Annotated in this window: 16 protein-coding genes; 6 read left to right on the top strand and 10 right to left on the bottom strand. The window is 66.8% G+C overall.

The annotated features are described in order from the left end of the window. Positions 1-9 precede the first annotated feature (9 nt). The 5 genes from EV647_RS41165 to EV647_RS41145 all read right to left on the bottom strand — a co-directional run bounded on the left by EV647_RS41165 (position 10) and on the right by EV647_RS41145 (position 5,360). Positions 10-1,947 carry a V-type ATPase 116kDa subunit family protein gene (locus EV647_RS41165; RefSeq protein ID WP_134013036.1) on the bottom strand — a complete coding sequence of 646 codons (1,938 nt, stop codon included), beginning with the start codon at positions 1,945-1,947 and terminating at the stop codon, positions 10-12. After that, positions 1,944-2,333 carry a hypothetical protein gene (locus EV647_RS41160; RefSeq protein ID WP_134013034.1) on the bottom strand — a complete coding sequence of 130 codons (390 nt, stop codon included), beginning with the start codon at positions 2,331-2,333 and terminating at the stop codon, positions 1,944-1,946. Before EV647_RS41160 ends, EV647_RS41165 begins: the two co-directional genes overlap by 4 nt. Beyond that, positions 2,330-2,992 carry a V-type ATP synthase subunit D gene (locus EV647_RS41155; RefSeq protein WP_134013032.1) on the bottom strand — a complete coding sequence of 221 codons (663 nt, stop codon included), beginning with the start codon at positions 2,990-2,992 and terminating at the stop codon, positions 2,330-2,332. The genes EV647_RS41160 and EV647_RS41155 overlap by 4 nt, the downstream gene beginning before the upstream one ends. Before the next feature lie 165 nt (positions 2,993-3,157). Beyond that, positions 3,158-4,942, bottom strand: a complete 1,785-nt coding sequence (locus tag EV647_RS41150; RefSeq protein WP_134013030.1) for a glycoside hydrolase family 15 protein — start codon at positions 4,940-4,942, stop codon at positions 3,158-3,160. 1 nt (position 4,943) lies between these two features. After that, positions 4,944-5,360, bottom strand: a complete 417-nt coding sequence (locus EV647_RS41145) for a hypothetical protein (protein ID WP_238177647.1) — start codon at positions 5,358-5,360, stop codon at positions 4,944-4,946. Positions 5,361-5,680: 320 nt separating this feature from the next. On the opposite strand from EV647_RS41145, the gene EV647_RS41140 reads away from it, so the two are divergent. Both EV647_RS41140 and EV647_RS41135 read left to right on the top strand, forming a co-directional pair. Continuing rightward, positions 5,681-6,133, top strand: coding sequence for a MarR family winged helix-turn-helix transcriptional regulator (locus EV647_RS41140; RefSeq protein ID WP_202876495.1), 453 nt, complete (start codon positions 5,681-5,683; stop codon positions 6,131-6,133). Continuing rightward, positions 6,130-6,495: a DUF488 domain-containing protein gene (locus EV647_RS41135; protein WP_134013026.1), complete on the top strand. Its 366-nt coding sequence runs from the start codon at positions 6,130-6,132 to the stop codon at positions 6,493-6,495. The genes EV647_RS41140 and EV647_RS41135 overlap by 4 nt, the downstream gene beginning before the upstream one ends. 47 nt (positions 6,496-6,542) lie before the next feature. On the opposite strand, the gene EV647_RS41130 is transcribed toward EV647_RS41135, so the two are convergent. Both EV647_RS41130 and EV647_RS43305 read right to left on the bottom strand, forming a co-directional pair. Continuing rightward, positions 6,543-6,950: a hypothetical protein gene (locus EV647_RS41130; RefSeq protein WP_202876494.1), complete on the bottom strand. Its 408-nt coding sequence runs from the start codon at positions 6,948-6,950 to the stop codon at positions 6,543-6,545. After that, on the bottom strand, positions 6,943-7,668 hold the full coding sequence (locus EV647_RS43305; RefSeq protein WP_134013024.1) for a DUF2249 domain-containing protein: 726 nt from the start codon (positions 7,666-7,668) through the stop codon (positions 6,943-6,945). The genes EV647_RS41130 and EV647_RS43305 overlap by 8 nt, the downstream gene beginning before the upstream one ends. Before the next feature lie 87 nt (positions 7,669-7,755). Here EV647_RS43305 and fdxA point away from each other — a divergent pair, with 87 nt between their 5' ends. Genes fdxA through EV647_RS41105 form a run of 4 tightly spaced genes read left to right on the top strand, consistent with a single transcriptional unit; the run spans position 7,756 to position 9,624 of the window. Further along, on the top strand, positions 7,756-8,082 hold the full coding sequence (gene fdxA / locus EV647_RS41120; protein ID WP_134013022.1) for a ferredoxin: 327 nt from the start codon (positions 7,756-7,758) through the stop codon (positions 8,080-8,082). Between the two features lie 4 nt (positions 8,083-8,086). Continuing rightward, on the top strand, positions 8,087-8,794 hold the full coding sequence (locus tag EV647_RS41115) for a metalloregulator ArsR/SmtB family transcription factor (RefSeq protein WP_134013020.1): 708 nt from the start codon (positions 8,087-8,089) through the stop codon (positions 8,792-8,794). After that, complete coding sequence (locus EV647_RS41110; RefSeq protein WP_134013018.1) at positions 8,794-9,162, top strand: cupin domain-containing protein; 369 nt, start codon at positions 8,794-8,796, stop codon at positions 9,160-9,162. Before EV647_RS41115 ends, EV647_RS41110 begins: the two co-directional genes overlap by 1 nt. A gap of 30 nt (positions 9,163-9,192) precedes the next feature. After that, positions 9,193-9,624 (top strand): hypothetical protein, encoded by a 432-nt coding sequence (locus EV647_RS41105; RefSeq protein ID WP_134013016.1) that lies wholly within the window; start codon positions 9,193-9,195, stop codon positions 9,622-9,624. Between the two features lie 335 nt (positions 9,625-9,959). On the opposite strand, the gene EV647_RS41100 is transcribed toward EV647_RS41105, so the two are convergent. From EV647_RS41100 to EV647_RS41090, 3 genes are all read right to left on the bottom strand, one after another. After that, on the bottom strand, positions 9,960-10,619 hold the full coding sequence (locus EV647_RS41100; protein ID WP_134013014.1) for a response regulator transcription factor: 660 nt from the start codon (positions 10,617-10,619) through the stop codon (positions 9,960-9,962). A 2-nt stretch (positions 10,620-10,621) separates the two neighbouring features. Continuing rightward, on the bottom strand, positions 10,622-11,578 hold the full coding sequence (locus tag EV647_RS41095; RefSeq protein WP_134013012.1) for a HAMP domain-containing sensor histidine kinase: 957 nt from the start codon (positions 11,576-11,578) through the stop codon (positions 10,622-10,624). 176 nt (positions 11,579-11,754) lie between these two features. After that, the gene (locus tag EV647_RS41090; RefSeq protein ID WP_134013010.1) at positions 11,755-12,330 is read right to left on the bottom strand and encodes a TetR/AcrR family transcriptional regulator; all 576 of its coding nucleotides are present in this window, start codon (positions 12,328-12,330) and stop codon (positions 11,755-11,757) included. Positions 12,331-12,358 lie beyond the last annotated feature (28 nt).

Below are 12,358 nucleotides of genomic sequence, written 5' to 3'. Positions count from 1 at the left end.
TTTGTCCTTTCAGACAGATGACCCAGCCGGGACCGGCTCGGGTGAGTTGACGGCGGACGCGGACGACACAGGAACGCTCCCGGACTCGGGGCCCTCGGCAACGGAACCGCCACCGAGCGGGGCGAAGAGCCGGCCGCCGCCCTCGTAGAACTGCCCGAAGAACTCCACGTAGTGCAGACGAAGCGCCTGGATCGTCGGGCTGAAGGCCGCCAGGGCTAGATTCAGCGCGTGGAACAGCGTGGCGACGAGCAGTCCGAGCAGCAGCGGCCCTCGGGCACCCAGCTGGTTGGCAACCTCGGCCAGGTACGTCGAAGCGAGACCGACCGCTGCCAATCGCAGGTAGGACAAGACGTTGCCGAGGGCACCGAGCAGATCAAGCGGGCCGAGCAGCAACCCGAGCGCGCCCTGGGACACGCAGGCCACGACGACACCGACGACCAGCGCGGCAACCGCAGGGGTCAACACCTCGGCGGGGAATCCCGCGGCGGCTACACCGGCCATCCCGAACAGCCCGGCCAGCACCAGAAGTGTTCCCAGCTTGGAGGCCAACGGCCGGCGGTGGTGCCCCCGCGCGGCCGTCCAGACACCCAGCACCAATCCCAAGACGACGTGGACGAGACCGATGGCCAAGGCGAACAGCAGCAACGGTTCCAGGGCGGTCGGGCCCCCTCGGTAGAACCACAGTGCCGGCATGCCAACGCGATGGCCCAGGCTGCCGAGTGCCTCGCCGTACAGAACACCGAACAAGACCGTCCAGGCGCCGCCCAGAACCATCACGCGGCCGACCTCACCGAGGGTCCTCTTGGACCAATGCAATCTGAGCCACCACCCAGCGGCCAGCAGCAGCGCGCCGTAGACGACGTCGCCGACCATGACGCCGAAGAAGATCGGCAGAACCAGCGCCGTCAGACCCGTCGGGTCCAGGTCGCCGCGCGCCGGCCAGGACAACAGCCCGACCAGCTGCTGGAACGGTTCCCAACCGGGCCGGTTCCGCAGCAGTACCGGCTGGTCTCCCACCGATTCACTGGTGTCGAGGCGCTCGACGGCCACGGCTGAGCCGAGCCGATCGGCCAGTACTTCCTCGACACGTGCGGTCTGCTTCGCGGGAACCCACAGTCTGAGGACGAAGGTACGTGAGGACACATCCGCCTGCGCGGCCGCGACAGCTCGTTCGACTCGGGCCCGCAGCACAGCGATGGTGGCGCGTAGTGGCCCCGTGGCGGGCATGACGGTGGCAACCAGCTCGACCCGGACTCGGTTGCGTTCACGAGGCAACACAGCGAGCCTCTCGCGCATCGCCTCGACCGTTGCGCGCAGCGACTTGCCGGCGTAGGCGGCGGGAACACCTACCTCGACGATGCGCTCCGTACCGAGCAGAGCGTCGACCTTGGGCAGATCGCGGCGACGAAGAACCAACAGGCATCCGACAGGACTGCCGGGAGCCGTCGTGGAGGTGACCATCAAGTGCCCACGGCCCAGCAACTCGGCCAGTTGCCGAGTCAGCTCCGGGACAATTCGCAAGTCCGGGTCGTCGAGGACCAGCGCCATACTGGCAAGCCCCAGGTTCGCCAGCTGCCGGTCGTTCAGCCGACCCAGTTCAGGCACGAGCGGCTGCAACGCATCAAGGGCTGCGATGGACCGGGGCAGCGCCTCGGCCTCGCCACGTAGTTCCTCGTCTTCGGCCAGCAGCTTCGCCACCTGAGGTTCGAGGTGATCGAGCGTGGTCCGCAGGGCGGTGTCGCTGAGAATGGTGCCGGTCGCGGATCGGTCGCCGAGCGTGAGGATGGCGTCGGTCCGGGCGATGAGCTCCGCCAGGTCGGGCGGGGTCTCGCCCGGGTCGACGACGGTGACGACTTCAGCCAGCCGCAGTTCTTGCAGGGCTCCCAGGGCGTCGTCCAGGCGCGACCTGAGCCCGGCGATCTCGAGCTGGGTTAGGGGGACCATCATGATCGGCTCACCTCGTCGTGCGATGTCTGCTGAGGCAAGGCCGCAGAGACGACCATTGCGACGTCCTGGTCACGGCGCCGGGCCGCGACCGCGGTCAGAGCGGCGGCTCGGCGGATACCGGCCTGCGTAACCCGGGCGGCCTCGGCGCGGGCGGCGGACAGGATCGCGGTTGTCCGTTGCCGCGCCACCTCCGCCGCCTGCGCTTCGGCCTCGGCGACGAGGCGATCCGCCTGCACTTGAGCTAGTGCCACCTCATCGCCGGCTCGGTTCGCCGCAGCCAGACGGGCCGCGATCGACTTCTCGAGGGCCCGCACCAACTCGTGCGGCGTCGCACCATCTGTACGGTTTGTACGGCCTGTTGTTTCGCTGTCGTTCGTGCGGGTCATGCGGCGCTCCGGTTGGGCTCGTTGCCACCTGCGTCACGCGATTCCCTGCGGGTGCGGGCCCGTCTGAGCCGGGCATGCTCCTCACGCTCGCGCTCCTCGAGTGTCAGCGCGATCCGGCGCGCTTCCTCGTGCAGCTGCGGGAGCACGATGTTGTCCAAGGCATTGACCTGCTTGGTGGTCCGTGCGATCTCCGTGGCCAGCCGTCGTACGCTGAGCTCGACCGCGCACAGGTCCAGGAGCCACTCGAGTTGCTCTTCGTAGGCCAGCGCGACGGTGTCGAGGTGCGCAGAGACCAGAGAGGGCGCCCAGCCGCGCGTGGCTGTGTTGCGGCGGACTGGGTCATGGCTCAGGTCGAACACGTGGACCCCTGCCACGGTCCGAGATCGAAGGTCCGCGCCGATCCCTGTCGCGGCGACCAGAGCGCCCGACGCGAGTGCCTCAGGGCCGCACACGGCGGTAGCCTCGTCAAGACGCTGCCGGGCTTGGACTGCAAGCGTCCGCAGCCGTTCCAGTCCGTCCAGCAGCTCAGTCCGACGGTTCCGGAACTCCCGGACAAGCGCGGTTCGCTTGTCCTTCAGTAGATCGCGGCCTTGAGCGACGAACACCGCCCGCCGACGGCGGTCGAGCAACTCACTTCGAGTGGCAACAAGGGATTGCATGGCACACTCCCGGATACGTGATCGGGTATCTCTGACACTGCCGTGATGTCGCCCCGACAGGTATTGGCAGCTTCGGCGAAGGTCGCAGCTCGTTGCTTGCCGGGAACCGGCAATGGCACAACTGATCCGCAGGTCACACCATCGAAGCCTGGTCCGGCAGGTGCATCACGAGACCGACGGGAGATCCCGGAGCGCGAGAGCTGCCTGAACGAGAGCAGCATGGGTCAGCGCCTGCGGGTAGTTGCCCAGGTACTCGCCCGTCGCGGGGTCCATCTCTTCGGCATAGAGGCCCAAGGGACTGGCGCGGCTCAACAGGTCGGCAAACAGCTCGAGCGCCTCGCGCCGACGATCGTCAAGCGCCAGCGCTTCAACCAGCCAGAAGGAACAGGGCAGGAACGCGCCCTCGGTACCCGGCAACCCGTCACGCCCCGGTGGGTATCGGTACAGCAAGGGACCACCGGCGCTCAGTTGCTTGCGGATGGCGTCGAGTGTCCCGCGGGTACGCGGTGAGCCGCGCTCCTCGATCCCGATCTGAGGCAGGATCAGGAGGGCGGCGTCGAGTTCTTGCGACCCGTAGCTTCTGGTGTAGCTGCCCATGCTGGTGTCGAAACCCAGGTTCTTGACCTCGATGCCGATCGCCCTGCGGGCGGCCTGCCAGCGTTGCCGGCGACCGGTGGAAAGCCGGTGGGTCTCGGCAATGCGCAGGGCTCGGTCGAGCGCCAGCCACGCCATCAGTTTGGAATGCACGTGATGGACCTGGTCTCCGCGGACTTCCCAGATGCCTGCGTCTGGCTGGCTCCACCGTCGCGCGACCAGGTCGGCGAATCCCTGCATCGCGCGCCACGTTTCGCCGTACAGCGGATGACCCGCCTGCACGAGGGTCCAGGCAGCGTTGAGAATCCATCCGTAGCCGTCGAGCTGGTGTTGCTGGGCCGCACCGTTGCCCACACGAACCGGGACGCTGCCGACGTAACCGGGCCAGTCTCGCAGGCCACGTTCGGGCGGCGCCTGACGGCCATCCAGGGTGAGTAGGACCGGTAGGCGGGGACGTTGCAAGCGGCTGGCGTGCAGCAGCCACCAGAGGAACCCTCGGGCTTCCTCGACCATGCCGACACTGAGGAAGGCCACGATCCCTATGCTTGCGTCGCGAGGCCAGGCAAAGCGGTAGTCAAAGTTCCGCACGCCGCCGCGCTGCTCGGGCAATGAGGTGGTCGGCGCGGCCACGGGCGCACCGGAGGGTGAGTACGTCAGCAGGCGCAGAGTCAGCAGGCTGCGGATGACTTCCTCGCGGAAGGGCAGATCCTGGTCGACCCGAGCGGTCCAGTCGCGCCACCGTCCTTCGTCCTCGACGAGAAGCGCCCAGGCAGCGGCAGCCTGGACATGGATCAGTGGTTCCCGATATGCGACGGTGAGGACGAACGTGACGGGCCGATCAGGGGTAACGGTGAAGTGGGTGGGTCGGCCGGGCTCGATGGCCGGTCCGGGATCGCAGCTCAGCGATATGGCCAGCGCGCCCCACTGACACACGAGATCCTGGCCACGGTGCCGGATGCGAGGCTCGCGGTGTTGCTCACCGCGGCGAGGATCGAACTCGACAACAGCGTCGACCGATCCACCTACAGCCGACAGTCGCCGGACGAGGACCGTCGCCGGCAACAGTCGTCCGCCCACCTCGGCCACCATCGCCTCGGTCAGGGTCAGCTTGCCGCCGGGCGTGATCCAGGTGGTCTCCAGAGTCGCGGTGTGGTGACGGTAGTTGCGGGCGACAACTGTTGGGGTGGCGGCTGGTCCCAACCGGAATCGACCCGCCGCAGGCCCGCCGACAAGTCTGCCGAAGATCGGGGCGCTGTCGAATCGCGGCACGCACAGCCAATCGACTGACCCGTCACTCGAGACGAGCGCCGCGGTGCGAGTGTCGCCCACCAGCCCGTAGTCGGCGATCGGCTGCATTTCAACGCGCCTGCAGAAGCAGGCCGAGCACGATGCCGTAGACAAGGTGGGCGACGACGGCTACGGCCGGGGTCTGCACGCCATAGTTGAGGGCCAGCAAACCCGGCGGCTCGAGAACGGCCCTGCTCGATGGTCCGGCGCGATGCGACGCCATCCGGGGATGCAACCCGGGGAGCACCGGAAGCAACACCATCAACGCAACCGAGACGTGCAGGAGGCCGAGCAGCCCGCCCAGCCACCAGGTGGCTCCATGCAGCAGGAAGAACACAGTCGCGTAACCAAGCGCGAACACCTGACCGACAACGAGGTGAACAAGGAACCCCGCGACCCGAGCACGATCGGGGTCCTCAGTCACCAGGGTTCCGAGAACGAGCGGAAGATCCAGCCGGGTGAGGCCTGCCAGCTGGGCGGTGATCATCACGGCAGTCAACGCCGATGTCGCCACCAACCCGAAGACCGCCCACCCTAACCAGTCCACGACATCGCCGATCAGACTCTTCGGCTACGGGTGCACCGAAGGCTCCGCCAGTCCGCAGTGCGACGGCCGACCTCGCGAGAAGACAAGCACAACGGCGACCGGCCGTCTGCGCGACGCACTCCCCAGGTTTCACGAACCACGGCGCACCTCCTGGTACATCGCGCGCGCCCTGTGGAGCGAGCTGCGCATTTATATCGTAACACGATATACTCGAAGGACGGCCGGGTTTCCCCGGTGAAACCACTGAGGATGTGATTCACGTGCAGCCCGACACGATGCACGACCAGCAGGCCGCGGAGCAGTTGACGAAGGCCGACTTCGAGGCGTTGGCCCGCTTCCGTTTCGGCATCCGCCGGTACCTCCGCTTCAGCGAACAGGCCGTCCGCGGTCATGGCCTCACACCGCAGCAGTACCAGCTACTCCTGGCGTTGAAGGGGTTTCCCGGCCGCGAGTGGGCGACGGTGACCGAACTGGCCGATCGTCTTCAACTGCGTCACCACAGCGTCGGTGAACTGGTGAACCGCGCGCAGGCGCAAGACCTCGTGACCAGGGCGCCTCACCCGACGGACGCCAGGGTAGTCCGGGTGGAGATGACGCAGCACGGCGAGCGGGCCTTGGCGCGGCTGAGTGCACTGCACCGCGACGAGCTTCGACGCATAGGCACAGCCCTCGCCGTACCCGACTGGAGCGACACCGCCGACGGTGCAGCATGACGCGCCGTACGGTCCAGGTACGCAGAATCTACGACGAGCCCTCCGCCGACGACGGCATCAGAGTCCTGGTCGATCGAGTATGGCCCCGCGGCATCCGCAAGGACGCCGCCGCCATCGACGAATGGCTCAAGGACGTCGCACCGTCAACGGAGCTCCGCAAGTGGTACGGCCATGTACCGGAGAAGTTCGCGCAGTTCGAGGCACGCTACCGCGACGAGCTCGCGAAGTCGGATGCGAGGACAGCGTTGGACCACCTGCGCACGCTGGCGAAACGCGATGCCTTGACCTTGGTGACCGCCACCAAGGACGTGGATCACAGCCAGGCGGCGGTCCTGGCGCGGCTGCTGCGAGATTCACGTTGACCTTCGCTGCCCGGACCGATCGACCCCGACCGGAGGCTTTGGCCACACTACTGACCAGGGCGCTTCCCGATCTGCAGGCCGGGACGGCGTCGATGGACGGTCAGGTAGGACAGGCCGTTCTTGCCGGCGGTGATGTTCCGGGTCGAACTGCGGGGCAGCCAGACTATGTTGCCGTCGGCAAGAACCTGGTCACCGTCGGGCGAACCGACAATGCCGCCACCGGCGATGACGATGAGTACGACGTCGAGATCGGGCTCGGTGTGGGTGTCCACGCGCTGCCCTGCAGGTAGATGGATGAGGTTCGCGTCGAGCTGCCGCCCCGGCTCGGCGAGCGTCCACCGGGCACCCGACGGTACGAGTGAATTCTCGACGAGTTCGTGCACGTCGACCAGGACCCGTACCGTCGGACGCTCAGGCCGGAGTCCAGCTGGATCCGCCTGCGACCCGTCAGGCATCAACAGCGACCCGGCCGATTCGGACTCGCCACTCGTCGGGCCCGGCCTGCAGATAGTCCCAGCTGAAGGCGCCTCGGTACCTGGCTTCGAACTCGCGGCGCAACGGCTTGGGGTCGTGGCTGTTGACGAGGATAAAGGCCTCTCCCGGTGCGAGCTGGGCGTACTTGGCGAACACGCGGGGATGACGGCCGCCACGAGCAATTCGCCGTACGTCGATCACCGTCGACTGCTCGACCCGCTCCCCCGCCAGATAAGCCTGCAGGCCTGAGGTCAGCAACGACGGATCCACGCCGGGCAATCCGGCGAGCGCGGGCAGCAACACCGACTCCTCGATCTGGAGTTGGGTATCCAGGGCCGCCATGATCATCACGCCGAGCCTCGCAGCATCCACAGAGCCGGCCGTCGCCAGTTCGTCGATCTGCGCGTTCACTGCTGCAGCGCCGACTCTCAGCGCGTCGGCCAGGAGCCGAGTTTCATCATCCTCGGTGGCGGGTCCATACAGGTCTCGATCTGCAGTCGTCAGGTACCGGCGCACTTCGTGGAGGCAGAAGTCCACCAACTCCGCGGATCGAGGCTCGGAACCTTGAGCCACGGGCTGCGTCGTGGTCAGGTCCGCCAGTCCGGACAACAGCCGCTCGTGGGCCTCACGGACTGCACCTCGAGCGATCACGTCAGGATCGGTTTCGGTCGCCTGGATGAAGATCTCCGCAGCCGGCATCGTGCCACTCTCCTCGCGTCGACGTTTTCAACGATTATTACATGTGCTATTTGTAGTAATTACAAGCGCCTGGACGAGGAGACTGTTGTGACCTACGTGATCGCGTTGCCGTGCGTCGACCTCAAGGACCGCGCCTGCGTCGACGAGTGCCCGGTCGACTGCATCTACGAAGGCGGGCGCTCCCTCTATATCCAGCCCGAGGAGTGCATCGACTGCGGGGCATGCGAACCGGTATGCCCCGTCGAGGCCATCTTCTACGAGGATGATCTGCCCGAACAGTGGAAGGACTACCAGGCAGCGAACGAAGGATTCTTCGACACGCTCGGCTCCCCCGGCGGAGCCTTCAAGGTGGGCGCGGTTCCCTACGACCATCCACTCGTCGCGGCGCTACCGCCGCAGGAGCAGGCAAGCTGATCCCATGACCAGAACCGACCAGAGCGCCGACGACCGGCCCCGTCGACAGGCGCTGCTCGAAGCTCTGCGCCGCTCCAGCACTCCGCTGGGCGTCACCGAACTCGCCGAACAACTCGGCATCCACCCCAACACGGTCCGGTTCCACCTCGATGCACTCGTGACCCAGGGGCTGGTCGACCGCCAACTCGAGAAGCCGACTGGACGGGGCCGGCCGCGGACCGCGTACGCACCACATCCCGGGATGGACCGAGGCGGTCGGCGTCAGTACCACCTGCTGGCCAAGATCCTGCTCGATCAGCTGACCACCAGTCCCGATGCGGGCACCGCAGCCGAGGCCGCGGGCCGTGGTTGGGGCGGCTACCTGATCGAGCAAATCCCGCCTTCCCGTGATCCTTCTGCCGCCGAGTCCACTGAGCGGCTGACCGCAATGATGACCGAGCTCGGTTTCGCTCCGGAACCCGACGGCGACACAACCAATCGCATCAGACTCCGGCACTGCCCCTTCCTGGAGCTCGCGGAGGAGTACTCGTCGACCTTGTGTCCGCTGCATCTCGGTCTCATGCGAGGTGCCCTCAGCGAGATCCGTGCCCCGATCGCAGCGACCAGTCTCGAGCCGTTCGCCGAACCCGACGCCTGCATCGTCCACCTCTCCCCCGTTCGCACCACCGACGCGGGCACCCGTCCGCAAAAGCGTCGCAACAGGAGCAGATGATGTACCTGACGAGGATCGGAACCACACCCCGGCGCCGGGCGCCAATCACCGGCGGCCCGACGATGGAAGTACTCGTAGCGGCCGAGACCTCGGACAACATCGCCATGGTCCAGGTGTGGATCCCGCCCGGTGGCGGCCTGCCCGAACACGACCACGGATCGTCCGAAGTCGTCCTGGTCCACATCTCAGGTTCGATCCACCTTCAGCAGGGCGGCCGGGAGCACCGGCTCGCCCCCGGCGCCGTCGCGCACATCGCCACCGGGGAACGCGTCAGCCTGACGAACCCAGGAACCGAACCGGCCGTGATGATCATCGTCGCCTCACCGCCCGAGTTCGTCGCGCGAATCACAGCCTGGCCCGCCGCCTAAGGGGCCATCGACAACCCAGTAGGAGCAGTTTTGAATGCCGCACCAGCCGCCGTAGCTACCGCCGACATCTTCATCTGGCTCGGCATGGTGCTGGCGATCTCCTTCCTGGAGGCGCCCCTCAAGTTCCGCGCTCCCGGAGTCGACATCCCCATCGGGCTCGCCATCGGCCGCATCGTCTTCCGGGTCCTCAACCGCGTCGAGATCGCACTGGCGCTGATCGCCCTGGCAGCCGTCGCCATAGGACGGCCAACCGGTTCCGTAGCAGCTCTGACAGCAGCGATCCTGATCATCCTGGCCGCACAGCTCATCGCGATCCGGCCCCAACTCAACCGACGCACGGACCGTGTCCTCGCCGGACAGCACCCGCCCCGGTCGAGCATGCACCTGTACTACGTCGGTCTCGAGGCAGCCAAGGTGCTCACCTTGGCTGCGCTCGGAACCTGCCTCCTCGTCGCAGCGTGATTCGGGAGAGTTCGCAGCCCAGTACTGTGCGGTGTACGTCGACCCGAGCCAGATTCAAGACGCATCGAAACCGGATCGTCAGATGAGTAGGCTCTGGTGGCCAGGTAGCACGAGACCCGTTCACCAGTTCGCAGTGCTGGCAGACCCCGAAGCGACCGATCGCGAGCCGGAAGAGAGCAGCGTCGACATCCGCCAGGGCAGCTCTGGCCACTCTCGGGGCCGTGACAGCCACGACTGCGCCAACGCTGCCAGCTCGCTCACGCGCTGAGTACGTACCCATCGGTGAAAGCTGGAGTCCGCCGTTGCCGGTACCGGCAACCTCGCAGTTCTGCTGCTCACGGCTCGATCAAGCCGGCCCGGATCGCGTAGCGGGTGAGCTCGAGGCGGTCGCGAAGACCGAGTTTCTGGAGCATGTTCGCGCGATGCCGCTCGACCGTCTTGATGCTGATGAACAAGGTCTGAGCGATTTCCTTGGAGGAGTTCCCCTCGGCGACGAGTTTGAGGACCTCCTCCTCGCGGGCGGTCAGGATCTGCTCCGGGATGGCCTGGCCGAGACGCGCCCGATCCAGGTAGTTGCGGATCAGCGCATTCACCGCTCCTGGATACAGGAACGGCTCTCCACGCATCGCGGCGCGGCAGGCCTCCACCAGATCGCGATCGGCGACGGACTTCAGCACGTATCCAGCGGCGCCGGCCTTGAGTGCCTGGAAGAAGTACTGCTCGTTGTCGTACATCGTCAGCATGAGAATCCGCAGGTCGGGATGGCGCGACGACAGCTCACGGGCCGCCTGCAGGCCGGTCATCCGCGGCATGGCGATGTCGAGAATCGCGAGATCGACGTCGGCGGACCGGGCGAGATCGAGGGCCTCCTTTCCGTCGCTGGCTTCAGCGACCACAGTCAGGTCCGGTTCACTGTCGAGGATCAGCCGTACGCCGCGTCGTAGCAGTGCGTGGTCATCTGCGAGCAGGATCCGGGTCGGGTCCGGTGTGACCATGCTCAGTCGCCGTTCCCGTTGACCGGCACCAGCAGGTTCACCTCGGCACCACCCGTCGGCGCGGCACCCAGGTCAAGAGTGGCGCCGACCAGGAGTGCACGCTCCCGCATGCCACGGATTCCTGCTCCTTCGTGCGCCAGTCCGAGGCCGCGGCCGTCGTCACGAATCCGGAGGGCGACCACCCCTTCGCTGTGGCGCAGGCTGATCTCGACCTGGGTGGCGTCGGCGTGGCGTGCCACGTTGGTCAGCCCCTCCTGGGCGACCCGGTAGACCACCAGTTCGGTCTGCTCGTCCAATGCCGGTAGCCCCGGCTGGAAACGGTGCCGTATCGAGAGGCCGGTGTGCGTGGACAACTCGGTGGCAAGCGCAGTCAAGGCACTGACCAGACCAAGATCTTCGAGCACACCCGGTCGTAGTCTGTGCGCCAGACGGCGTACCTCGTCCAGGCTCTCCCGGGTGGTCTCCTGAGCATGGCGCAGATCCGCACGCACCTCGGCATCGTCGACCCGCTCGGCCGCGCGCTTCAGCTCCAGCAGTACGGCGGTCAGACTCTGGCCGACCTCGTCGTGCAGCTCCTGCGCGATCCGTCGCCGCTCCGCCTCCTGCGCAGACAGCGCCCGGGAACTGCTGGCGGCACGCTCGGTTTCCAATCGCGCCAGCATGTCGTTGAAGGCCCGGATCAACTGCGAGACGCCACCCTGCCCTGCGACCGGCAGACGCTGCCCGGGCCGAAGCAGATCGACGGTTGCCATCCGTCGGGTCAGCCGGTCCAACGGCGCCAGCCCGACCTGCAGCAGCAATGCGTTGGCGACCAGCATGACCGCCAATCCGCCCAACAGCACCAGCGCCTCGGTGAATACCACCGGTACCGACACGGTCACTGGAGCCCACAGCAACAATGCTGTCGCGGCAGCGAGCACCACCGCGTTCAGAGCGAAGATGCGCCAGAACAATGGCACTGTAAGCACCCCTCTCGTCACGACCGCGGTCTCACAACGCGGCAGCCCCGTGTCACACCACCTTCACCTCTCAGTCGTGAAGGTCGAGTGCCAGCGGACATCAGAGGTTGCATGCCTTCCAGACTGCCTTCTGCCTCGCCGCACGTCGATCGGGGGTGACACTCATCTTCCGACCATTAGTGGGCGACGACTCCAGGGGCTAGTAGGTCGAGGGTACGGTCCGTCCAGCCGGGGCGGGGCAAGCCAAATCTGAGTGATTCTGCGAGGTAGGCGCCGATCAGGAGGCCGAGCAGGGTGTCGGCGTCGATGTGAGGGCGGAGTCGGCCGGCTGTGATGTCGAGGTTCACCATGTCCGTGAGCGTCGCCAAGCGGGTGGCCAGGCGGGCGCGAAGGGCTGAGGTGAACTCGGGGTCGCTGTCGGCGATGACGGCGGCGACTCCGCCGGGGCCGACCCGGTTCTCGAGGATGTCGCTGATCCGGTCGAGAACCCATTGCAGCTTCTCTCGCACCGGGAGGTCGGGCGCCAGCGCAGCGGGGTCGACGAGATGCTCCATGGTCGCGTGCATCAACTCGTCCCGGCTGCGGTAGCGGCGGTAGATCGTCGTACGCGCGACACCGGAGCGGGCCGCGACCGAGTCGATGCTCACAGCTGATGGGCCCTTCGAGCGCAGTAACTCGAGGGCCGCCTGGATGATGCGCTCGTCGGTCGATTCGAGTCTCGGCCGGCCACGGCCGGTGGTGTTGTGCGGCATCGGTCCTGACCTCCGGGAATAGATCTGC

Source organism: Kribbella sp. VKM Ac-2566 (assembly GCF_004366005.1).
Taxonomy (GTDB): domain Bacteria; phylum Actinomycetota; class Actinomycetes; order Propionibacteriales; family Kribbellaceae; genus Kribbella; species Kribbella pratensis.
This window is presented reverse-complemented; position numbering and strand designations above follow the sequence as displayed.